The sequence below is a fragment of the Sphingobacterium sp. UDSM-2020 genome (assembly GCF_016132525.1).
Lineage (GTDB): Bacteria > Bacteroidota > Bacteroidia > Sphingobacteriales > Sphingobacteriaceae > Sphingobacterium > Sphingobacterium anhuiense.
Window position 1 is genome coordinate 2,775,704 of sequence record NZ_CP066166.1, and the last position, 24,524, is coordinate 2,800,227.

At 36.5% G+C, this 24,524-nt stretch carries 20 protein-coding genes; 5 read left to right on the plus strand and 15 right to left on the minus strand.

The features are described from left to right. Positions 1-36 precede the first annotated feature (36 nt). The 9 genes from JAZ75_RS11690 to JAZ75_RS11730 form a co-directional block, all read right to left on the minus strand. The gene (locus JAZ75_RS11690) at positions 37-381 is read right to left on the minus strand and encodes a DUF4870 domain-containing protein (protein ID WP_208702006.1); all 345 of its coding nucleotides are present in this window, start codon (positions 379-381) and stop codon (positions 37-39) included. 497 nt (positions 382-878) lie between these two features. After that, positions 879-1,448 (minus strand): NADPH-dependent FMN reductase, encoded by a 570-nt coding sequence (locus JAZ75_RS11695; RefSeq protein ID WP_208702008.1) that lies wholly within the window; start codon positions 1,446-1,448, stop codon positions 879-881. A 13-nt stretch (positions 1,449-1,461) separates the two neighbouring features. Beyond that, a complete protein-coding gene (locus JAZ75_RS11700) occupies positions 1,462-1,959 on the minus strand; it encodes a DUF2480 family protein (protein ID WP_132770321.1) in 498 nt (165 codons plus the stop codon). A gap of 31 nt (positions 1,960-1,990) precedes the next feature. Further along, on the minus strand, positions 1,991-2,614 hold the full coding sequence (locus JAZ75_RS11705) for a superoxide dismutase (RefSeq protein WP_208702010.1): 624 nt from the start codon (positions 2,612-2,614) through the stop codon (positions 1,991-1,993). Between the two features lie 425 nt (positions 2,615-3,039). Beyond that, positions 3,040-3,489 (minus strand): GNAT family N-acetyltransferase, encoded by a 450-nt coding sequence (locus JAZ75_RS11710; protein ID WP_208702012.1) that lies wholly within the window; start codon positions 3,487-3,489, stop codon positions 3,040-3,042. 61 nt (positions 3,490-3,550) lie between these two features. After that, positions 3,551-4,243, minus strand: a complete 693-nt coding sequence (locus JAZ75_RS11715) for an O-methyltransferase (RefSeq protein ID WP_208702014.1) — start codon at positions 4,241-4,243, stop codon at positions 3,551-3,553. Between the two features lie 152 nt (positions 4,244-4,395). Next, a complete protein-coding gene (locus tag JAZ75_RS11720; protein WP_208702016.1) occupies positions 4,396-5,166 on the minus strand; it encodes an MBL fold metallo-hydrolase in 771 nt (256 codons plus the stop codon). A 70-nt stretch (positions 5,167-5,236) separates the two neighbouring features. After that, on the minus strand, positions 5,237-6,073 hold the full coding sequence (locus tag JAZ75_RS11725; protein ID WP_208702018.1) for a helix-turn-helix transcriptional regulator: 837 nt from the start codon (positions 6,071-6,073) through the stop codon (positions 5,237-5,239). A 162-nt stretch (positions 6,074-6,235) separates the two neighbouring features. Continuing rightward, positions 6,236-7,057: a siderophore-interacting protein gene (locus tag JAZ75_RS11730; RefSeq protein WP_208702020.1), complete on the minus strand. Its 822-nt coding sequence runs from the start codon at positions 7,055-7,057 to the stop codon at positions 6,236-6,238. 251 nt (positions 7,058-7,308) lie between these two features. Here JAZ75_RS11730 and JAZ75_RS11735 point away from each other — a divergent pair, with 251 nt between their 5' ends. After that, the gene (locus JAZ75_RS11735) at positions 7,309-8,289 is read left to right on the plus strand and encodes a helix-turn-helix transcriptional regulator (RefSeq protein ID WP_208702022.1); all 981 of its coding nucleotides are present in this window, start codon (positions 7,309-7,311) and stop codon (positions 8,287-8,289) included. A gap of 127 nt (positions 8,290-8,416) precedes the next feature. Here the strand turns inward: JAZ75_RS11735 and JAZ75_RS11740 are convergent, their stop codons facing one another. The 4 genes from JAZ75_RS11740 to JAZ75_RS11755 all read right to left on the minus strand — a co-directional run bounded on the left by JAZ75_RS11740 (position 8,417) and on the right by JAZ75_RS11755 (position 13,278). Continuing rightward, positions 8,417-9,475, minus strand: a complete 1,059-nt coding sequence (locus tag JAZ75_RS11740; protein ID WP_208702024.1) for an FUSC family protein — start codon at positions 9,473-9,475, stop codon at positions 8,417-8,419. A 191-nt stretch (positions 9,476-9,666) separates the two neighbouring features. Next, positions 9,667-10,860 (minus strand): MFS transporter, encoded by a 1,194-nt coding sequence (locus tag JAZ75_RS11745; protein WP_208702025.1) that lies wholly within the window; start codon positions 10,858-10,860, stop codon positions 9,667-9,669. A gap of 107 nt (positions 10,861-10,967) precedes the next feature. Further along, positions 10,968-11,882 (minus strand): helix-turn-helix domain-containing protein, encoded by a 915-nt coding sequence (locus JAZ75_RS11750; protein WP_208702027.1) that lies wholly within the window; start codon positions 11,880-11,882, stop codon positions 10,968-10,970. A 439-nt stretch (positions 11,883-12,321) separates the two neighbouring features. Continuing rightward, the gene (locus tag JAZ75_RS11755; protein ID WP_232789419.1) at positions 12,322-13,278 is read right to left on the minus strand and encodes a hypothetical protein; all 957 of its coding nucleotides are present in this window, start codon (positions 13,276-13,278) and stop codon (positions 12,322-12,324) included. A 475-nt stretch (positions 13,279-13,753) separates the two neighbouring features. Here JAZ75_RS11755 and JAZ75_RS11760 point away from each other — a divergent pair, with 475 nt between their 5' ends. Further along, positions 13,754-14,950: an FAD-dependent monooxygenase gene (locus JAZ75_RS11760; protein ID WP_208702029.1), complete on the plus strand. Its 1,197-nt coding sequence runs from the start codon at positions 13,754-13,756 to the stop codon at positions 14,948-14,950. 695 nt (positions 14,951-15,645) lie between these two features. On the opposite strand, the gene JAZ75_RS11765 is transcribed toward JAZ75_RS11760, so the two are convergent. After that, entirely contained in the window at positions 15,646-16,197 is a 552-nt protein-coding gene (locus JAZ75_RS11765) for a hypothetical protein (protein ID WP_208702031.1), read from the minus strand. A 543-nt stretch (positions 16,198-16,740) separates the two neighbouring features. Between JAZ75_RS11765 and katG the strand changes: the two genes are divergently transcribed. Continuing rightward, positions 16,741-19,023, plus strand: coding sequence for a catalase/peroxidase HPI (gene katG, locus JAZ75_RS11770; protein WP_208702033.1), 2,283 nt, complete (start codon positions 16,741-16,743; stop codon positions 19,021-19,023). A gap of 138 nt (positions 19,024-19,161) precedes the next feature. Here katG and JAZ75_RS11775 read toward each other — a convergent pair whose 3' ends face one another. Further along, complete coding sequence (locus JAZ75_RS11775) at positions 19,162-19,770, minus strand: helix-turn-helix transcriptional regulator (RefSeq protein ID WP_232789420.1); 609 nt, start codon at positions 19,768-19,770, stop codon at positions 19,162-19,164. 459 nt (positions 19,771-20,229) lie between these two features. Between JAZ75_RS11775 and JAZ75_RS11780 the strand changes: the two genes are divergently transcribed. After that, entirely contained in the window at positions 20,230-21,354 is a 1,125-nt protein-coding gene (locus JAZ75_RS11780; RefSeq protein ID WP_208702035.1) for an efflux RND transporter periplasmic adaptor subunit, read from the plus strand. A gap of 10 nt (positions 21,355-21,364) precedes the next feature. Next, entirely contained in the window at positions 21,365-24,520 is a 3,156-nt protein-coding gene (locus tag JAZ75_RS11785) for an efflux RND transporter permease subunit (protein ID WP_208702037.1), read from the plus strand. Positions 24,521-24,524: the final 4 nt, after the last annotated feature.

Here is a 24,524-nt window from a genome sequence, read left to right on the forward strand (position 1 = left end):
GAAGTATTCAACTAGAACACTTCCTTTTTTATGATGTTAAATCACTGAGAACCATTTTTGGTAAAGATGTCCGATAAATGGCAATTCTTTTTCTTCTCCCTTAACAGCACTTAGGATACCTAAAACAAGCATCACAAGAATAGCAATTCCGATGACAGATACTAAAATATTACCAACCATGGGAATAAATCTTAAAATGCCGGCAACTAGTGCAGTAACGGTTATTCCGATACTTTGGCGAATATGAAATCTTCCTAAATTGGTCGCATTTTTACTATTCATAATAAGTGCGGCGACAAGGCCGATGATGGTTAAATAGGCTATTATTGCAACTGTCTTTCCATTATTGGTGTCTGCCGAAATGTTTTTATTCTCTCTCATAACTAATTATTTTATTTTCCCCAAATTTAGAAGCTTTGCCTTTTTGAAACTATAGCCGAAATTGGGGGTATTTATAATACGAGAATAGTATTGGGATTAAAATGATCTCAATAGCCTAGAAAGTCGGCACTGTATAATGAAAAGAGTTGGTTAGACCAATATTTAATTCTTTTGATGAAATGTTCAGTACTATTTTTGGTTAATCACTATTCACGCTCCAATAGAAAACCTCGCGATATAAACCTTTTTATGATGTAATCGATATCAACGAGATGAATCAAGGTATGGTTTGTTAATTATCAAAATCTAAAGCTTACATCTTAGATTTTGATAATTATTTTTTGAAAGGTGAAATTTTGATCACATAACAGCGGCTGTACTGTGTATCGTTAGCTATGATCATTATACAGTGTAATAGACATGTAAATCGGTCTTGAATAACATAAATAGATCTGTTGTAGCTATTTCAATTATTAAAAAAACTATTTTGATCATTCTTATTGATTTATTGCTGGTATAGCGGTAATAGTTTTTGTTGTAGCTAAATTGATCAACAGATTTAGCCTGTCTTTGTATGTCTGCGAAATTTCTCCACTTATGTTCGGATCAAATAATTCTTTTTTTGAAATTGGAACACTGTAAGGAAGTGGCCATGCCCGGAGTGATTTGGCGATCGCATCCATGGTATTGATACCTTGCATCGCTTGTACCCCATCTGCCCAACATACTAGCCCCACTGTTTTATCTGTTAGGTATGGATTATTTTTCTTAGCACTTACCTCTAGCCAGTCTAAACAGTTTTTCATGACCCCTGGGATGCTTCCATGGTATAATGGAGCTAACCAGAAGTGTATATCGGCCTCCCGAAACAGGTTGTTCATAACCTGTACACCATTAGGTATTCTGGTCAATGTACAGTCGAATAGCGGAATACCACTATCTGCAAGGTCAAATATGTGACTTTCAATGCCGAAATTTTCTAATCCTGATTTTATGTATCTGGATAATAGGTTTGAGGTAGAAGATGATCTTCGTTCTAATGCTCCGTTAAATATGATTGCTTTCATAGCGCTTATTTTATTATTTAAAAATGACTTTAGGCAGACCGATTTCACCATACATAAGTGTTCTTACAATAGGTTTTAAACGTTGAGTTGCTAACATATAGAGTGCGGGATGTAAATCAGGCCGTGCGCGGAGGACTACTTTTTGATTTTTAAATGATGAGATAGATGCATTTTCAATATTTGATTTCCACAGTTCTAATTTCATAGAATCAACATCTATGAAATCAAAATGAGCGGCATGAGGTTGTAGTTTATCGGCTATAATCATATACACCCAGGGTGGAATAATGGCATCAGCTGAACAGTACACTGCAACTGTTTTTGCCACAAATACGGAAAAATCAATTTCTGAAATAGCTATTTTGAATTCTTTCTCTTTTACAATCATGCCCATAAAAAGTAGGTTTTTAATATCAAATTCTGCTATTTCATCTGCTGGCATAAAGTCCAGCAGATCGAAAGCGATTATGCCAGATGCAGTTACTTTATTTATAAATTGTTCCTCTGCCATTTTGCGTTTATTTATAGATGGTTGCACTAATTTAAATTGTTGAAAGAGCCTCTTCGTATTTTTTTTCAACAGCAGCCCAGTCTAATACTGACCAGAAAGCATCTAGATAATCGGCTCTTTTGTTTTGATATTTGAGGTAATAGGCATGTTCCCAAATGTCCACCCCTAGTATAGGCAATCCTCGATTTGTTACATTAATATCCATCAGTGGATTATCTTGATTTGGCGTACTGCTTATCGCTAGCGCACCACTGTAGGAAACAAATAACCAAGCCCAGCCTGAACCAAACTGTCCTAATCCTAGTTTTTTAATTTCTTCTTTAAGTTGATCAAGACTACCAAAGCTCCGGTTGATGGCCTCGACCAATCTTCCTTCAGGAGTAGTTTTTGCTGTGGGTGAAAGGATACTCCAGAAAAGGGAGTGATTATAATGACCGCCTCCATTATTACGCACCGCTGGACTGTATTTACTGATATGTTTAATTAAATCAGGAAGTTCCAGGTTTTTGATGTCGTCTTGTTCAAGTGCCTTATTTAAATTATCCACATATACTTGATGATGGCGACTATGGTGGATGGTCATAGTCTGGGTGTCAAAGTGTGGCTCTAGTGCTTCGTAGGTATAGAGAAGGGCAGGGAGTTCAAATTTGCTCATAGTATAACTGTTTTAATTAAATCCTTGAACAAATTTAAAGAGATTAACTTAATAAAGCAAGTTTAATCTTGTTTTATTATGGAGCTAGAAATTATGTTGATATAGGCTTCAATTTGGCACGTAAAAATTACAGCTTGTTGAGCAGCGAAGAAGAATTGCAACGATGTACCTATAGAAAAACTGTTCTTAAATTCAAGTATGGGTGCTCATGGCATGGAATATTCGGAGTTTAAAATCTTGAGGAAAGCAAATTTAAACGACAGTTTTTAGATATTATTAAAGGTATAATGTTTTATTTATCTTAATATAGATTGCTAAGTATAATTCAATAGATTTGGATTCACATTAAATTTAGTTGTTTTAGTCTATCAAAAGTTTCTGGGAATGATATTACTTGTTTAGCACTTGCTGTGGAAAAAATAAAGTTAAATATTTTTTTCAAAGCAAATGCTACTTGCGATACCTGTATATTGACCATAATTAGGAATAATAGTAAATGCATGTTTTTTATATAAACCAATGGCTTCAATCATCTTATCACCGGTTTCTAAAATACATCGTTTATAATCCAATTCTTTTGCCCAATGCTCCAATTCTTTTAATATTGTGCCGGCAATTCCATTTCCCCTTTGTTCAATAGAAACAAACATACGCTTAATCTCGATCGTGCTTTCCTCATATTCTTTTAATGCACCACACCCCACAGGTTCGTCATTTATATAAACAATGACAACATGCTTAATCAATTCTATTTTGTTGTACTGCGCAAAAAAATCATTTATATCACCATTTTTAATAGCGAGATCTTGGTCTAATTGGATTGTTAGAGTTTTAAAATCTTGATGATCTGAATTTGTTCTTAATATACTCCACATATGCTTGCTTATAATCTATAAATAACTATTATTTTCCTTTTAAATCTAACTTCTTAGTCTTTTAACTTATTTTAATGGTAAATTCCATCGCTTTTTTAGGCCGTATTGTAGTTGATATATAGCCGTTTTCAGGCTTTCTGATATAATCCAGATAGTCCTGCATAGAAGGCTGAAAGCCCTTGACATCATCGACTATAATAACTGCACCCTTTTTTAGATTTGGTTCCAATAACTTGAAAATAGGAAAAACAAGATCCGGCCATCCGTCAAGAAGTACAAAATCAATAGGTTCGTTTATGTTTCTTAAAGTTTCTCTAGCATCGCCCTCCCATATGTCTGCGTACTCGGATAATCCTGCTTCTTCAATATTTTGTCGCGCTATTTTGACTTTATGCGGCATATATTCTGTGGATATCACTTTTCCACCATTATCTTTTGCCGCTTTTGCAAGGTAGATCGTTGAAATCCCAAAAGAAGTTCCGAATTCGACAATGTTTTTGGCATTTAATGCCCTAGCCTGCATATATAAAAATGTACCTTGGTAAGGCAATATGGGGATATATTTGTCATCATAAAAAGATTCTTTTTCCGTTTTCCAATCAATTCCTTTTCCAAACATTTTGAATGCTTTTGGTAGGAAATGAAATACCATTGACCATCCTTGTTTCAATGCTTCTGTATATAGTCTGGAAAGTGTGGCTTCTATTTTTGAATCATCTAAAAAAGCGAATAATTCCGGTTTTACTTTAGGCATATTATTTTGGTTAAGCGTAAATATTGTTTTTCAATTAATGAAGCAGATTTCTTTAAATGCTAACTTTGATTTCTATACGTTTTTACGGAAATTTGTGCTCCGCTTGCTCATGGACATATTAAAGGTAGTTATTTTTATGACATGCGTTTACCTTATAAATTAATGCTAAATTGATTGAATTCGTTAATGTCGTGATAACCAAAAACTTTTATTTCAGGATTTTGAGCGACAAACTGACGTATGTTGTTTAATGTTGCTATTCTGAGCTCATTATTGTCGGCTCTATTTTCCGCGAGCTTACACACCGGATGAGTATCATCCTTTAACTCCTCTCGAAGATAATAGGCATCTGCAACGTAAAAAAGGCTACTCGAATCAAGATCTATTGCTATCCCGCAATGACCGTGGCTATGTCCAAACAAAGGGATGAACGATAAGCCTATTGAACCGACGTTGATGGGTCTGGATTCAAGCCCGTACCAATTACTTTCTGATGGCCCATAAGTTACGATCTTTGGATTATGGAGCAAGGGTGTTTGCAGATATCTCGGGTTTCCAGAATTGAAATTAATATATTCTTCTAAACCAACATGAACTGTTGCGTTCGGAAAGTCGGGAAGACCTCCAATATGATCGTTGTCCAAATGTGATATAATACAATCGGTAACTCTTGAAGGATCTAAACCTAACTTTTCGATTTGACGAATAGCAGTTTGAGATTCGTCAAACCGGTAGCCAACCATTTCAATAGCTTCTTTACCAATCCGTTCGATAGGATTTTGTATGTCAGCTAATCCAATTCCTGTATCGATCATTATGAGTCTATTTTTAGCTTCCAATAATAGGCAGTGACCTATAGCCCTAAGATCCATTGGAGACTGGATTTCTACACAATTTAGATGATGTATTTTTATTTTTTCCATTATGAGTTGTTCTATAAGACAAAGAAAAGGTCCCTGTTGCTGGTATCATAGAACTGTAGCGACATTATTGTTAATGTTTCATAATACGCAGTGGGCCTATATCTTCAATTTTGTCAGTTTCATAAGTATTTTTGGGCAATTGTAATTCTAAAAACTCTTTTGGAGAAAAGCTGGAAAATAATTTAAATTCTCTACAAAAATGTGAGTGATCTGCATATCCAAGTTTATATGCAATATCACTTAGTCTATTGTACTGCCCGTTTTTTAATAACTGCAGGGATTTCTGAAATTTAACAATTCTGAAATATGATTCAGGACTGACACCTACTTCTTCTTTGAATTTACGCTGAAATTGCCTTCTGGATAGACAATATTGCTGAGCCAATAAAGCGGAATCAATGTTACTTTCACAATTACGGATTCTATGGACACTTTCTTGGATGATGTGCTCCTTTTTTGCCCGTAAGAGCTTTTGATAAATTTCTTGACTGAATAACTCAACAAGATGCTGGACAGATCTAGCTTCTAATAATCTTTCGGTGAAGGTTTTTGAAAAAAAAATATTCATATCCACCAGTGAATCGGTCAGTTCGTAACTGTTAATCGAAAATAATTGTTTGACTGTGGCAGGTTGAAAACTGACGCCAAAGATGCTAGATTGTCCATGTATGAAGTTGGTACAAGGGCTGGCGCTCTTTTGACCGTACATAAAAGTAACGGGTAGCGGGACAGTATCCCTATATAAGTTTGAATTTCCGTTGTTATGCTGAAAAATTATACCAGGTGCTCCGTCAGCAAAGATTTTATAGGATTCAATAGCGGAAGAGGAATTAGGGACAACAGTGTGCCAGAATTCATAAACTACACTTCTTAGATCCGGTGGAGGTTGTATTTTTGATATTTTCATATTTTGACCTTTAAAATGAATTTGTTGTATTATGCATGGGCAAAAAGCATTTTAATATTGTCTATGCAATTCTACACTAACCAAATCTGAAATAAGGGGTGTTACAAGTAAATCACCCCTGTGATAATCATTTAACTAAGATAGTTATTGCATTCGTTTTTATCATTTTTCACTTTCATTTTCCTCATGTCTTTCTGTGGCCGATTTATCTTCTGCTACACCAGATTTCCAGTAGGAGTACGCATAAAGTTCTTCTTGTTTCCAGCCTTTTTCTTTTCGTAAATAATGACGTATTTCTTTCACAGAAGAAAATTCTGCCGCTACATAACCCGAGCGGGAGTGCTCTGGAAGTGATTGTTGTTTAACAACTGTTGCTATGTTACTACCTAATTGAGGACTGGAGTTGTAGAGCCAAATAAATTTGATATCCGCTTTGGTCGATAATTGCTGTTCATCCTCTTTGCTGTGTACTTCGATGATACAGATACCTTTAGCTGTCTCGGGCAGATCCTCTAATATTGCTCCAAGTACCGGAATGGCAGTTGCATCACCTACTAGGAGATAATTCGCTGCTTTACCGTATAATTCACTTTTACCATCTTTCATTAAAACACCCAGTAGATCACCTTTTTGAGCATGAATGGCCCAAGAAGATGCAGGTCCTTCATCACCATGTGCAACAAAGTCAATATAAATTTCTTTTTTTTGAAGATTGATACCCCTATGTGTGTAGGTTCGAACTATAGGGCGAATCTCATCGGGTTGGGGTTTCCACTGCTTTTTGTCATAATCAAATTCTGGAAAATAAACAGTGCCGATCCCCGCGGGAGGTATAAGTATCTTGTTATTGACTCCGATTGTCGTATTACTGAATGATGGAACACTTTCGCCCGTGAGGTATATGCGAATATAATGCGGTGTAATATATGCTTTACGGCTTACCGTTAATGTAGCCTGTAGGGGTTTGAAATTTTGTTTACTCATTTTATACGTTTAATTAACTTATTTGCTTAATGGTCTCTTGAAAATCTGCAACGTGATTATTCATTTTGGGCATCTGCATTTGATGGGAATAATGATAAGCCGAGCGTTGCATATTCAATCTTACTATTAAGAATAATTCTAAATAATTTATATATTTGTGCAAATATAAGAAGTTAATTACCGTAAAAAGGTCTGTGAAAAGGAATAAAAGATCCGCGAGAAGGAGAAACTGAATCAAAATTTAACATATAATGACGCTACGATTGTACAATACCGATATCTCTAATTTGCTTTTGGAAAAAGAGTATCCGGATGTTTTACCTGCATCGGATGGTGGAATACAGGAATATACAACTCATCTCGAACTTCCAATCGGAAAGGGATGTTACCGTGAAATATATTTTGAGGGAGTACATATTGGTTTTGGTGATGCTATTTTGTCCAACAATCTAATGCTGTACTTTGAAAGTGATTTTGAAACAGTAGAGATGCATTTTGCTCTAAAAGGTAAAAGTACTGCGATCACAGAGCATTTTAAAAAAGAGGTAAGTTTTGATTCTCACCAACATAATATCATATATGCCAACCAGCTACATGGGAAGATGAAATGGGAAAGTGATGTTTTTCAGTTATTTGAGATTAATTTGGCTCCGTCATTCTTTAAAAGATTTCTTCCGGAGGATACTCTTTTATTTGACAGATTTCGAAATGCAATTGAGAAGGGATATTCTGAGACAATAAATGTGGAAAATAATCGAATTAGTCGTCAGATGTATGAGATTATAGATGACATTATGAACTGTCAGAGAAAAAATGTTTTTAAAAGAATGTTTCTCGAGGCAAAGGTAATTGAGCTCCTATTGTTGCAGTTTGAACAACTGAGCGAAGTGGCTCACATCCATGTTTCTTTAAGAAAGGAAGATATTCATAAAGTGTATGCGGTGCGGGAGTTTATTATGAATAATCTCAATAATGCTTGTTCATTGATTGAGCTGGCACATCATGTGGGTACAAATGAGTTTACACTTAAAAAGGGTTTTAAAGAGCTGTTTGGAACAACAGTTTTTGGATTTTGGACGGATGCTAAAATGAATCAGGCTAAACTGATGATTACCGAACAGGATATGAGTATCAGTGAGGTTTCGGACAGTATAGGATATAAAAATCCACGTCATTTCTCGGCGGCTTTTAAAAGAAAATTTGGTGTTATCCCGAGCCAGTTTAAAAAGTAAACTACATCGGTCTCATTTTTAGCTGAATACCATCCTCACATAATGTGTTAAATTTATTCACTATTGTTAATAGTAAATAAAGGTTTAGCGTACAAATATGTAAAGCACCGATATCGTTTCTTATTATTTATTCTGTACCGCGGTTTGTCTTCTTCATTAATATTCTAGCTTTTCTTAATTGCATCGTGGCATGATGGAGTAATTTGGCATTATATAAAATCCATCCGCCTATCATTCCGATGACGCTTCCGATAAAAATATCGATCATACGTGCAAAAAAGATCTCGTTAGTGTCTTGAGTTAACTGTTTACCTGATTCGGAGAGGAAAATAGTTAGGATCGTAATAAAAACAACAGCAATTGCATAATTCCGTACGACTAAGAATTCTACGATGACTTGCAATAGGGTAATGCTTATGACCATAATAAGTGGCGTTGGATTTCCGGACGCAATTAGCCAGGTAATTCCAAGACCAACTAATGTTCCGGTTATACGCTGTGTTGCTCTGAGCCAAACATGCTTAGAGCTGCTTCCCTGCATTACCGCTAAGCAGGAGATGGGGATCCAATATGGTTTTTCAATGTTTAACGAAAATGCTACAGCTAAGGAGAAAGCCATAATGAGTCCAAAAATGAGAGATTCTATAATATTGGTGTAACTCGATTTACGATGAATGCTATTTTCGGGCTGATTATTCTTTTTTAGAGTCAGTAAACTATATATTAAGCCGATACCACAGGTTAATATGGTTCCCATTGCAACGTAACCAATTTTTTCGGCTATATTTTCAGGTTGAAAGGGAGAACAAATGGCAGTAGATGCCAGCATGATGAAGAAGAAATTGCCTGGAGGACGGGTAAGTTGAAGCTTATCCAGGGAGTAATGTACTCCGAAGGAGAAAAGACCCAATGCAATAGGAGCAATCATTGGGTTGAATGAAAATAACAATCCAACAGAAAAAGATAGCATAAGGCCAAAACAACAAGTCATCAGTAAGATCATGCGTTCGATAAGCTTATCCGATTGAATGTATAAGATTGATAGTCCAGCTAGAGATCCCAGCTTTCCAGCTTCAATGTTGTTCATATACCAGCCCAGAATCATAGGAATGCCTACACTTAATCCTGCGACGATAGGAAGATGCCATTGTCTATTTGTTTTGTTAAATTTAAAAAACGATTCCATGATTTCTTCTATTTGATCCGGTTTCTCTAACGAATTAGTTTTTCGCTCTAATGTGAAAACCAAACAAAGGTAATGATGTTTTTTATTTCTAATAATTTTCCATTCTCATATTAGTTTGTTGACTTTTTAAGCAAGAAACTGGAAATAGTAGCTTGTGTTCTAATTGAATATCTATAATGGAAAGCTCCTTGTTAGCCTGCTCTCTTTAGTTTATTTCCGATTATTAATAAAGTTAAACCTATACAGAGGGATAAGATAAAATAGCAGATCGCTAATGTCTGTTGGTCACCAACATTCAATATACTGACCAGGCTGTAGCTGGCAAAAGAAGTCACGATATAAGCCCCGCCACTGGTTAATCCTCCTGCTGCGCCAGCATATTGTGGGAACCGTGTCAAACAATAGGTGAAGTAGATATTGTACATAAATCCCATCAGGAAATGCATTAATAAGGCAAAAAACATCAGAGAAAATAAGCTGTAATACCAGAATGCTGTTGCAAACATTAAACAGGCTAATGTGGCTTGTCCGATTGTTGCTAGCCGTAGTTTTTTTAGCATAGGCTTTGCTAACATAGCTTTACTCAGTAGGCCTCCGAACAGTAAAAATAAGCCAGAAAGAAGAGACATATTTCCGGTCATGACAGGAGAAAAATTAAAATCATGCTCGATCATAAAAGGTGCAGACATCCCAAATACAATAGCCATAGCGTAACTGAATCCCAATAGCATGATGCCCATGCTGAAGTCTTTAGCGCTCAACATCACTTTAAAAGCATTAACTGTACCCGAAATGCGGTAGGGTTTTTGTTCTTTTAGTGTTTCTCCTGTAAACCGGTACTCCAATAAAAACATGATGAGTGCATAAATAGCAAGGAAATAAAAATTTCCTTTCCAGCCAACATAATTTTGCAGAAACCCGCCTAAGAATGGTGCAAGAATGGGGGCGGATGACCATACAATAGATAGTAATGAGGTGTAATTTTTTAATTTATCACCGTCATAAACATCCACGAGAAAGCTACGTTTGGATACCATAATAATAGAAATGACTAAGCCTTGGATGGCCCGCATACCGATTATAAAATAAATATTGGAAGAGTTGATCAGTAAGATATTGCTCAGGATAAATAGTACTAATGCTAACATGTTTAATCTGTAACGGCCATAACTGTCCACTAAACTTCCTAGAAGAAGTTGTCCCAGGCCATAAAAAATGAGATAAACTGTCAGGGTTAATCGGACACTTGATATGGAGGTTCCTAATGCGGTTACCATATCCGGAAAAGAAGGAATGTAAATGTCCATTGCAAAACCGGAAAGCGGTATAAGCATAAATGTCAAAATAGTACTGATACCCTCGTGTTTCTTTTCTTGTCTTCTCATCCTAAAATCATATTATCTTGGTCAGCCTGTTTCCTTAAGGCTGTCAGCAAAATTAAGGGAAGATTGATGTATTAAAAAGACAGGATTCAAAGTTATTTTTACGAAAATCAAACTTGTCTGATAAATCTTTCCCGGTGAATTTTGGGCGTAATAAGCGCATGCTTTTTAAAGAAGGAAGTAAAGTGTTGCGGATATTCAAAACCTAGACCCTGACCGATCTGTCCGATGGTCCAGTCGCTATTTTCCAATAGTTTTTTACCCTCTAATAATAAGCGTTCCTGAATATGCTGAGAAGTCGACTTTCCGGTCATTGCTTTAAGCAGATGGTTGAGATGATTGATATGGGTATTTAAACGATTGGCATAATCAGCAGGACTTTTTAAATACAGAATCTGTTGCGGTGACTCTAGAGGAAACTGATTGTTTAATAGGGTGAAAAACTGATGTACTAATCGATTGCCTGCCGGAATGCGCTGTCCATCGATGGTTTCGCGATGTACTTTGATTACGTTGTATATAATGAGACGCAGTAAGCTGTCAATGATTTCATTCTTAAACATAAGTCCATCCATATGTTCTGACGCAAGCCTTTCAAAATAAAAAAAGAGCTCCTGGAATTTTGCCTGATCGAGATGGATATAGGTAAACGGTTTCGCTATCATCTCTTCATGCACACGGTCGAATTCTAGTTTCATTTCTTTGGTTAAAAATGATTCATTGAAAAGACAGACGTAACCGTCCTGATTTGCAGCAAGTGGTTCCCAGCCATAATTGACTTCAGGGCGTGAGAAGAATATGGTGGGCCGGTCTACTTTAAGCTCACCCTGATCTGTAATTAAAATTCCGGGATTCTGTGTGAGTGTTATTTTGTAATAGTCTCTGCGTGCATAGGGGAGACTTAGCATACAGCTCTCCGTTTTGATGACATTGAAATGTAAAGCATTCCGTTGAGAATGTATGAGATCTAAAGGGATTTCTTTCTTTATATTGGTATAATAACCTAATAAATCTTCTGTTTGCATCGTTTTAATTAATTACATAATTCAAAGATAGTAAATTGTTTTTCGATGAGGAGAGAGTAGTTGAAATGTTGTAAATTTATTGCAGACGCTTTCATAGTTTAATTATTTTTTAGGAATTATTTCTATCCATTTTTTTTCCAAGTATAGGGGTGTTCCTTTGATTTTGGTGACATCTAAAAATGTGGCTTGAACAAAGTTTCCAGTGATATTTTTATATTGTAATTTTAGGCCTTTCTCATCCCACCGGAAGTTTCAGAATAGGCGCCTAATGGAAGTTTAAAGGGATTTTTTTTAACATGGTTGGTGAAAATGGATAGTAAAAAAATAGTCCTTTGCAATTGCTGTCAGGTTTTTCATAGCCAGATATACGGTGATCAAGTCTCATATTGGCGTGCAACGATGGGATGCCGCTTTTAACATGTAATGCTGGATAATTAATTTATTCAAGTGTTTTATTTGCTTCAAGTATTAAGTTGTTGATACTTTGATTTATAGAGCGGATAACGGCTTGTAACTGGTTGATCATAGCTGCTCTGGAGTGTAAATCATCAGCAAAGTAAATGCCTCCATCCGAAAATATAACAGAATGGTTTCCCTGATTTTCGTTGCTATCAAACTGATAATCGATCCATCGTGTTTTGAGATTGTGCAATAGTGAGCTATTACCATCGTTACTAAATTCTTTCTCACTCAGCATATACCAGATAAAAGGTGAAAAGCTTTGATCCGAATCATTTTCTGTCCACACATTTCGTAATAGGTTATGAGGATGAAAAAACTCAACCTTTTTTCCTTTGGGATTTAAGGTGAAAAAACCAAGGCCTCCACCAAGAACCCCACCTGTAATACCTACAGCATTATTGACATTATTATTGGTAATGAGAGCTCCGGCTATTGAGGCAGCCGCACCCAGTGCAATTGAGCCCACGACAAGTTTATTATTTCTTGAAGCATTGATATTATCTATATATCCAGCGACCTGATCGACGCGTTCTGCTTCACAATCTAGTTCGGCCGCTGCAGCATTGATATCTGATAGTGCTAGAAGCAGTGTTCGATTGACCTTATTGTTGATCGTTAGCTTACGTATTTCTGCACTAACACTAGTATTGCCTTTAAGTTTTTGTATTTCTTTTATCTCCTTGTTCAGTCCAAGAGCATAAAGCATAAGGATATTTTGCCTTGAGAATACACTGTTTAATTCATCGTTGACGGATAAAGAATCTATTGCGTCATTAGGTAATGTCTGCTCTGCCTTTAGAAAGTAGGTGGGTGGTATGCAATAACTATTTTTAAGGGTCAGCATAAATGCTGTATTCTTATTAACGGAGCAGGACGTCATAAGCCCCATAAATAAGGCCGTCATGATAATTTTCGATTTGGTTGCTAAAAACATAATGATGCTGATTTTGTATATTATTGGCTCAAATCACTATAATTCTGTACGGTTAATAATAACTGAATATACCGAATTTATTTTATTACTGTTGCTTATCGATAAAATATCTATCAGAAATTGTGTTTGTCATGAATATGGATTTAATATGTAGGTTGTTTTAGTTGAGTGATTTGGATGAAGTAAAAAGCAGATAGGCAGGTAAGTGGTATTAATAAAATGTGAATTTCAGGTTTCGTTATTTAATAGCAGGCTGCGTAATGCATGATATTTAATCACCATGATGATACATTTATTAGCTATAATCATATAGCATAAGAATTATTAGTTTTGGAAAAATAGGTTTACATTAGAGAAAGTGAAAATATTTCTGGGCTATTTGACCGATACATAAAATGAACGGTGTGAAAATTCAGTACGATGTGAATATCAACTGTGATTCGTATTGAAGATGAGTCATAAAACATAAAAATCAATGGAAAAAAGAAAAGTACTTGTATCAGGCGCTAGTATTGCTGGTCCGGCTTTAGCATTTTGGTTACATCGATTTGGTTTTGATGTAACTATCGTAGAACGTGCAGAAGAATTGAGGTTAGGAGGACAAAATATAGATGTTAGAGATGAAGCTCAGAAAGTAGTACAGTTAATGGGGCTCGAAGATGAAATCAGAGCCGCAAATACAGGTGAACTAGGAATTCGGTTCGTTGATGTCAACAATCATACTTTCGCTGAATTTCCTAAAACTAATGGTGGATTTGGAACAGCAGAACTGGAGATTTTGCGTGGAGATCTTGCACAGATATTTTTTAATGCGACGAAAGAAAATATTCCCTATATTTTTGGAGATCACATTTTAGCTTTAGTAGAAGATAAAGATAAAGTTAATGTCACTTTTAAAAATGGTGCTCCGCAATCTTTTGATTTGGTTATTGCTGCTGATGGTATTCGGTCGTCAACAAGGAAGCTAATGTTTGGAGATGAGCCCGTGATCAAATATATTGGAGTTTACTGCTCTTATTTGACTATTCCACGTATTGATTCTGACACGTCATGGGCTTATTGGTATAATGCACCAGAATCAAGGGTCTTAAACCTAAGACCAGATAATGTGGGAACCACCCGTGCATCATTTTCTTTTCTATCGCCAGAGAAAGGGTACGAAAAACTTAGTTTGCAAGAGCAGAAAGGAATCTTGAAGCAAAAGTTTGCTGATGCAGGTTGGCAGGTAACACGTCTGCTACAAGGATTGGAGGAAAGTAAAGATGTTTATTTTGATAGTATAAGTCAAGTGAAAGCACCTCGATGGACCAATGGAAGATGTGCTATGGTTGGGGATGCAGCTTATTGTCCAACTCCGATGTCAGGAATGGGGGCAAGTCTTTCTATAGTTGGTGCATATGTATTGGCTGGAGAATTGTCAAGACACCAGAATCATCGAGATGCCTTTGAAGCTTATGAAAAGTTAATGCGCCCTTATGTTGAAGATATTCAGAATCTACCCCCGGGAGTACCATGGCTAGCACATCCGAAAACAAAGTTTGGAATCAAAGTGTTCAATACTGTCCTAGGAATTGCATCAAGTAAATTAGTGAAAAAAATATCAAAGCTCTTTGGCGGAAAAGGGAAAAAAGAAATAAAAGAGCGTATCCAATTACCTTCTTATAACACGTAAATAGATTCGTATATAAGTAAATTAATTTTAAAGCTTTTATATATTTTATAATGAATAGAATTGTATCTAAATTTATGAAATCGCTTATAAAAATAAGGCATGATCAATGTGTAAATTGTTTTGAAGATAGACTCTTATATCCTGAAAACGAAATTTTTATTACGCATAAAGGGATACCACGATCTATGAATAGGTGAACGAAATAAGCGCTAATCGGGTTGATAGCAGAGCTTCCTTTAAAGATTGGAAGTTAGGGGTAAAAAAGAGCGGAAAAAGGATACTAATGTAGAGTGTAGAATTCGTTCAAGCATACTGATGAAGCTGACAAAATAGGATGCAGATGTCTCTTACTTTAATCAATAAAGAGACGCGAAAATTTAAAATATTTTATGATCAGGATAAGAAAATAAATTGTTTGCAGGATCTCAGTTATATAAATAAATATGAATTGACAGAGTTTGAAGGAGCGAACCTGCGATCTAGTGGTATAAAAAAATAGGTATTTTTAAGAGAACATAACTTCTTTTAAATATTAAGAATTGATACCGCTGCTATCTTTGTAGTGAGTTTGCCTAAAGTTATAGTCAGTTTAAAGGTCAAAGGAAAAAGAGCTAATTCATATCAATCTGATTTAGCTCTTTTTTGCTGTTGTACCTATGGTAAAGATCGGTGAATTGAGATATTTAACTGAATACTTACGAAAAAGTTATATCGTGAAAATCATCGTTATCAGCGATTGAAAATTCTTTTTTGAAATGATCATATTTATATAATGAAGTGCCATAATTCAACAAGGATCTGCCATTATCGTAATTGTTTTGGTAGAATATCGGCGCATAATATAACGTAATACCGATGTTTTTAAAATCATATCGTATACCAGTAGTGATATAAGTCAGAATCATTTTTTCTTTTTGATCACCGGTGAAGGGTTCTATTTCCATATAGCTATTTTCATTTTCCCAGTTTTCTATCTCTTTGACCAAAAAATTAGCATCATCACGGTTAAAAAAATGTCTTTTATACCCTAAGTTTTGAATATTTTCAGTCAATTCAATTTCAGCCACTATTTGTGGAGGCTCAGGATATTTTAAACGATAATCTTGAAGTTCTTGAGTGAATCGGTCATTTTTTTCCTTTTCCTTTTGCTCGAAGAATTCTTCTAGAGTAATGTTCTCAGCATCAAGTTTATCCTGAATTTCTTTTTTTAATCTTAATTTTGGCTTTCGGTTTTCTTCTTTATTCATAATACTGGTTATTTATAGGTAACTAAATTTTTGCTGTACCTCGGTGTATCAAAACTTTTCAATCATTAAATAAATGGCATATGATCGTGAATCCTTTATAAATCGAGTCATGAATCCTCTTATGATTCTCACACACCATGTGAAATATAAACTTTAACGTGTTTGTTAGATTTATTTTAAAAATAGTATATAATCGCATGGTTAATATACGAAATATAATTCAATGATTTATCTTATGATGTAATTATTGATACTTATTAGAAACTATCTATTTTGATTTTAAATTGTTGTACAGCGGTTTCTTTCAGGAATAATGATGTTCGTGCAAAAAAATGTCTTCTTTTTTATTTAAGAAAAATAAAAAGCTTATCTATTTATAGGATTTTCCAATCAATGTATCTCTGGTAATTATACTTCGCTGAATCTTAATTTATTAGGAAGATCTAAAGATGAGATAAATTTCATTTGATATTTTTTTTTGTTTAAATTTAGTTAATTGAGATAACCAAAATAGAACGTTAATTTTTGAAAAATTAGAAACCCATGGAAAACGAATTCAATGACATTAATAAGTGTCCATTCCATAATGGAACATTGCGTAAGGCTGTTGCTGGTGGAGGTACAACAAATCAAGATTGGTGGCCAAACCAGTTAAAAGTTAATTTATTGCGTCAACATGATGTAAAGTCTGATCCTATGGGTTTAGATTTTGATTATAAAAGAGAATTTGAAAGTTTGGATCTTGCCGCAATAAAAAATGATTTAAAGGAATTAATGACACAATCTCAAGATTGGTGGCCTGCGGATTTTGGTCATTATGGACCATTATTTATTCGTATGGCTTGGCATAGTGCAGGGACTTACCGTGTTGGTGATGGACGTGGGGCGGCAGGTCGTGGACAACAACGTTTCGCACCTTTAAATAGCTGGCCAGATAACGTGAGCTTAGATAAAGCAAGACGATTGTTATGGCCAATAAAACAAAAATATGGACGTAAGATTTCTTGGGCAGACTTATTGATTTTAACCGGGAATATGGCTTTGGAATCTATGGGCTTTAAAACTTTGGGTTATGCAGGAGGACGTGAGGATGTTTGGGAAGCAGATCAGGATGTATATTGGGGCTCAGAGAAAACATGGCTTGGTGGCGACGTTCGTTATGCAGATGGATCTGAGGGAGTAAAGGAAGGACATGGCGTATTGGTATCTGACGATAATGCTGACGGCAAGATTCATAGCCGAAATTTAGAAAACCCATTGGCCGCAGTTCAAATGGGTTTAATTTATGTAAATCCGGAAGGACCTGATGGTAATCCTGATCCTATTGCGGCAGCAAAAGATATTCGGGATACTTTTGGACGTATGGCCATGGATGATGAAGAAACGGTCGCATTGATTGCCGGTGGACATACGTTTGGTAAAACGCATGGAGCTGCTTCTGCTGATCATGTTGGTAAGGAACCTGAATCTGCTGGTTTAGAATCTCAAGGACTCGGGTGGGAAAATTCTTTTGGTACAGGGAGAGGTGGAGATACCATTACTTCAGGTCTGGAAGTGACTTGGACAAGTAGACCTACTGAGTGGACAAATCTGTTTTTTGAAAACTTGTTTGATTTTGAATGGGAGTTAACAAAAAGTCCTGCTGGAGCTCATCAGTGGGTAGCTAAAGATGCTGGTGATATTATTCCGCACGCGCACGATCCGAATAAAAGATTAAAACCGACTATGCTGACCACAGATCTGTCTTTGCGTTTTGATCCTGAATACGAAAAAATATCACGTCGCTTCAAGGATAATCCACAAGAGTTTGCTGATGCATTTGCTCGTGCCTGGTTCAAATTAACGCACCGAGATATGGGACCCCGTTCGCGTTATTTAGGTGCAGATGTGCCTCATGAGGAGTTTAAATGGCAGGATCCACTTCCTAAGGTTGATTATGCTGAGATTGATGAGACAGATATTCAATCTCTAAAAGCACAGATTTTAAATACAAGTCTATCAATTTCGGAACTGGTATCTACAGCATGGGCTTCGGCCTCAACTTTTCGTAATTCGGATAAACGGGGAGGAGGAAATGGAGCTCGAATCCGATTAGCTCCGATGAATACCTGGGAGGTCAATAATCCGATGCAATTAAATAAGGTATTAACAATATTAACAGACATTCAAACACGGTTTAATAATGCACAGTTTGGAGGGAAAAAAGTTTCAATTGCTGATCTGATTGTTTTATCGGGTGCTGCTGCTATTGAAAAAGCGGCACACCAGGCGGGTTACGATGTGGAAGTTCCTTTTATTTCGGGACGTACAGATGCTACTCAAGACCAAACTGATGTAGAGTCGATTGCCTTCTTAGAACCACTAGCAGATGCATTTAGAAATTATCGTAAATTAAAAAACAAAGCAGTATCTACCGAAGAATTATTGATCGATAAAGCGCAATTATTAAATCTTTCAGTTCCTGAAATGACTGTTCTAATAGGAGGTCTTCGTGTACTTGATATCAATTTTGACGAATCTAAACATGGTGTATTTACCTCACGTCCAGGACAGCTGACCAATGATTTTTTCGTAAATCTTTTAGATATGGCAACGCAGTGGAAACCAATGGATGAAACGAAAGAATTGTATTTAGGTACTTGCCGTAAATCGGGTCAACCGAAGTGGACTGCGACACGTGCTGATCTGGTATTTGGTTCGCACGCTGAACTCCGGGCTGTTGCAGAAGTGTATGCCGAGTCCGGCAATGAAAAGTCATTTGTGGATGCTTTTGTAAAAGCTTGGAATAAAGTGATGAATGCCGACCGTTTTGATAAAATGTTATAAATAAGGGTTTAATCTATACGCTTTAGAGCATATTGATTTGCTTTGGCTTGGATGAAGTCATTCAGTCACCGATATTATTTAATTCCTATTTATACAGAAAATCCTCTCATTTAATTTGGGAGGATTTTCTGTATAATGCTATTCGAAACCTTTTGCAGAAGATACGATACGGTATGCGCAACGTCTCGCGCCCGCTATGATATGATCGGTACGTTGTACGGAAACGGATTCGCCTAAGACGGATTGAAAAATCTGAAGTTCTGAAGCACAAAATCCTTGGCAGACTTTAGCCGCTGCACAAATAGGACAATGATTTTCTACTAGCAGATATCCCTCGTCATCTTCAGTATAATCTGCCATGTAGCCCTCCCGGGTACGAATGGAGACTAATCTTTCAATCTTAGACTTTAGATTGGGTAAAGGGTCGATCTCTTCGTGATATCTTTTTTTTCCTGTTGCTTCATTGACTTCAATGATCGTCTGTAAAGCTTCTGTCCCTATTGACTCTTTAATTATTGTCAATAATTTCACCGTTAACTCTGCATGGGTATCCGGAAATTTGCTGTTTCCGAGTTCTGAAATATTGAAATATTTTTGTGGCCGCCCGACTCCCTTTGATTCTGTCTCTACTTCAATCAAGCCTTCATCCATAAATTTAACCAGCTGTTGCCTAACACCTTCTTTGGTTATTTTTAATTCATGGGCAATGTCGAGTGCCGTTAACGGACCTCGCATTTTCAGTAACATTAAAATTCGGTTTGTCGTCATAAAATAATAAAACAAGTATTTGGTTGTTTTATTATTCAAAATTACTACTTTTGTCACACTTATCAAAATCGATACCTGTAAGTCTACTTCTTCTGATTATCAAATTTGGTAAATGCTAAGTAAGAATTGTAATAATTATTTTTATGTGGATAGATACACCAGAAATACACCGTCCGAAAAAGATTGCTCAGTCAGCATTTCTTGCCTTTACAACTATTGTTCCCTATTGGAATATACTGAAGAGGTAATTTCACTACTATAAAGATTAAAATCTCGTTTTTATCACTAGAAAAGAGTAAAAATATCCCCAAGCTAAATACAGGTTTGAGCGGGGAGCGGGATTCCTATGTCTAGTCTTTTGACGATAATATGTATGGAATCTCAGGCAAAAGCTCATGCCTAGTTTATTACTTATTGTTTCATTACTAAATTATTATCATGAAAAAAATGCACTTATATCTATTGTTATTTCTCGTCTCGGGAATGGTCTCCTGCGATTCAAAGAAAGAAACAGCAACAAGTGAAATAATTGCCTATCCTGTACTTACACTAAAATCTGAAAAAGCGACTCTGTCGGTAGAGTATCCAACGACGTTAGAAGGATTGCAGACAGTAGAGATTCGTTCAAAAGTAGATGGTTATATAGAGGAAGTCTTTATCGAAGAAGGCAGTCTTGTGCACACTGGGCAAAAGCTATTTAAAATAGATGCCAATCGATTTGTGCAGGATGTGAATCAACGAAAAGCGGCAGTATTAGCAATGGAAGCAGCCCTAGAAACGGCTAGTATTCAAGTGTTGAGAACGCAGTCTCTTGTGGACAAGAAAATCGTAAATTCATTTGAACTGACGACAGCGAAGAATGTAGAAAGGGTTAAAAAGGCTGAACTTAATCAGGCAAAAGCAGCATTGTCAGATGCACAATCACAACTAGCATTTACACAGATTGTTAGCCCAATATCAGGTATAGTAGGACGGTTGCCACTTAAAAAGGGCAGTCTAGTCAGTAGTACTTCTGAAACTGCTTTGACCACAATTGCGAATACGAAGGAAGTATATGCGCATTTTTCTTTGAGTCAGAAACAGCTTAATAGCTTTCTAAATCAATATCCAGGTAAGAGCATGGCTGAGAAGTTAAGGAATATACCTCAAGTTAATTTACGGACTGCTGATGGAAAAGATTACGGGTCTAAAGGAAAAATTCAGAGTCTGAGCGGGGTCATAAGTTTAGAAACCGGATCTGCAAATTTTAGAGCATTATTTCCAAATCCTGATGGTTTATTATGGAGCGGAGCGAGCGCAACTTTACAGCTCCCGACAACAATTGATGAAGCAGTGAAGGTTCCTAAAAAAGCGGTTTTTGAAATGCAGGGAAATCACTATGTCTACACGGTAGAGGCTAAAAATACCATACACCTTACCGAAATAAAGGTATTGCCGATAGCAACAGAACAACACTATGTGGTGCAATATGGGCTTGCGCCTGGTGATATGGTTATCACTGAAGGAATTGGAAACCTAAAAGATGGTATGCAAATTCAACCTAACCCTGTATCCACAAAATAATAGAGAAGAAATGCTGAAAAAATTTATAGAAAATCCCGTTCTATCGACGGTAATATCGATAATAATTGTGATGCTGGGAATCCTGGGACTGATGTCACTTCCTATTTCACAATATCCAGAAATTGCACCTCCGACAGTTGTTGTAACAGCCTCTTATCAAGGAGCAAACGCGAATGTTGTAATGAAAAGTGTGATTATACCCTTGGAGGAACAGATTAATGGTGTAGAGAATATGACTTACATGACTTCTACGGGTAGTAATAATGGTACTGCAACTATTACCATCTTTTTTAAACAGGGAACGAATGCAGATATGGCCGCAGTGAATGTACAGAATCGGGTCAGTAAAGCTACTAGCTTGCTACCAGCGGAGGTTATTAAAGCAGGAATTACAACAAGCAAGCAGTTGAGCAGTACGGCTTTTAGTTTTTTGCTTTACAGTAAAGATGGAAAATACGATAGGAAGTTTCTGGATAACTACCTGCGTATAAATATTATGCCTCAGATGAAAAGGGTTGAGGGTGTTGGTGCTACAGAGATTTATAGTGATCAGGAATACTCGATGCGTATTTGGTTGAAACCGGATGTTATGGCCACTCATGGTCTTATACCGGAAGACATTATGGCAGCATTAAGGGAACAAAATATTGAAGCTGCACCGGGAAAAATAGGTGAAAATAGCCGTCAATCATTACAATATGCATTGAAATATACGGGGCGCCTCGAAGATCCTGAACAATTTGAAAATATTATCTTGAAAAGTGGTGTTGCGGGCGATTACTTACGTTTAAAGGAGGTCGCAGATATTGAATTTGGCGCCCTGGATTATACGACATCGCTAATTACGCAGGGAAAACTTTCTTCCGGAGGTGCCATTAGCCAGATTTCGGGATCTAATGCAAGAGATTTGATCATTGCTTGTGAAAATATTTTAAAAGAAGCGTCAAAGGATTTTCCTCCAGGAGTGGAATATCATACTTTCTTGAATGCAAATGATTTTTTGGATGCTTCGGTTGAGAAGGTTATTTATACAATTATTGAAGCATTTATATTGGTTTTTTTAGTGGTCTTTCTCTTTTTACAGGATCTGCGTTCGACTTTGATTCCAGCGATCGCAGTACCGGTCGCCATTATAGGAACGTTTTTCTTTTTAAAGCTTTTTGGTTTCACCATCAACCTCCTTACTTTGTTTGCACTGGTGTTGGCCATAGGCATTGTGGTTGATGATGCTATTGTGGTGGTCGAAGCAGTACATGCAAAATTAGATCAAGGGGCTAAATCTGCCAAGAAAGCTACATTGCATGCCATGAGCGAAATCAGTGGTGCCATTATTTCAATTACTTTGATTATGTCGGCGGTTTTTGTACCAGTCACTTTCATTACAGGATCTGCTGGAGTATTTTACAAACAGTTTGGACTGACATTGGCAGTGGCAATTATTATTTCAGCAATAAATGCGTTAACATTAAGTCCCGCTCTATGTGCTTTACTCTTAAAACCCCATGTAGCAGATGTTGAAAAGCCAAAGGGTTTCTTGCCAAAGTTTTTTGCCAGTTTTAATGTGGCTTTTGAAGTAGTAACCAATAAATATATTGGTGTCGTACGTCTTTTAATCCGTTATAAATGGATTTCATTTGCAGGTATTGCAACATTTGCGCTGGTATGTTATTTCTTGGTAAAAACAACACCGACAGGTTTTGTCCCTAATGAAGATGGTGGTGCTATCTTTGGAAATGTGGTTTTACCGCCGGCATCTACTCTAGAACGTACGGAAAAGATTGCATTTGAAGTCGACAGTATTGCGCGCAGTATACCGGAAGTTGAATTATCTTCTACACTCTCAGGCATGGACTTACTGCACGGTACTGGAGGTTCCTATGGAGCATTGTTCATTCGGTTAAAACCCTGGAAAGAACGTGCCGGGAAAGAGCAAAGTGCCGCAGCTGTTGTACAGAAGTTATTTCAAAAAACTGCTCATATCAAAGAAGCAAATATTATTTTCTTTGCTGCACCGACATTGCAGGGGTTTGGTAATAGTAATGGTTTTGAGTTGCAGCTACAAGATAAAACAGGTGGAAATTATCTACAGTTTAATAAAAATATCGATACGTTCATTGGTGCTTTAAATCAACGCCCTGAAATCAATTATGCTACGAGTTCTTTTAATATTGGTTTTCCTGAGTTAGAAATTAATGTCAACGTAGCCCAATGTAAGGCCGCAGGTGTAAGTGTTAATACGGTACTGACGACACTTCAGGGATATTTTGGAGGTATCTACGCCTCTGATCTTAATCGCTTTGGAAAGCAATATCGTGTCATGATGCAGGCAGGAGCTGATTATAGAGCAAAAGAAGAAGATATTAATAAGATTTATGTGCGGACTTTTAAAGGCAATATGGCACCGATATCTGAATTTGTTACTTTGAAGAAGACGTATGGACCTGAATTTATTCAACGTTTTAACTTATTTACTTCAAGTACCATAACAGGGATACCGAATGAAGGATATAGCTCTGGAGATGCTATTAAAGCGATAGAGGAGACAGCAGCTCAAACCTTAGACCGTGGCTATACCTATGAGTTTTCGGGTTTGACCCGCGAAGAGCTGTCTAGCGGTAGTCAAACAGTATTAATATTTTCACTGTGTCTTCTTTTTATCTATTTCCTTTTAAGCGCTCAATATAAGAGTTACATCCTGCCACTTTCCGTTCTTTTATCATTGCCAATCGGTTTAGCAGGAGCTTTTATTTTTGCGAAGTTATTTTCGGTAGATAATAACATATTCTTACAGATCAGTCTCATCATGTTGATCGGTTTATTGGCTAAAAATGCGATTCTTATTGTGGAGTTTGCACTTTTGCATCGATTGAGCGGAAGAACTTTGGTGCAGTCCGCAATCTATGGCGCAAAATCAAGGTTACGACCTATTTTAATGACTTCCTTCGCATTTATTTTCGGATTGATTCCATTGATGTTAGCTACTGGTGCTGGTGCATTGAGTAATAAATCTATCGGAACTGCGGCTGTAGGAGGGATGTTGATCGGGACTGTATTTGGTGTGTTTGTTATTCCTATTTTATTTATTGTTTTCCAGGCATTACAGGAAAGACTATTTGGTGTAAAGGAGCCAAGCCATACACCTCGTATATTAGAAGATGAACATTAACATG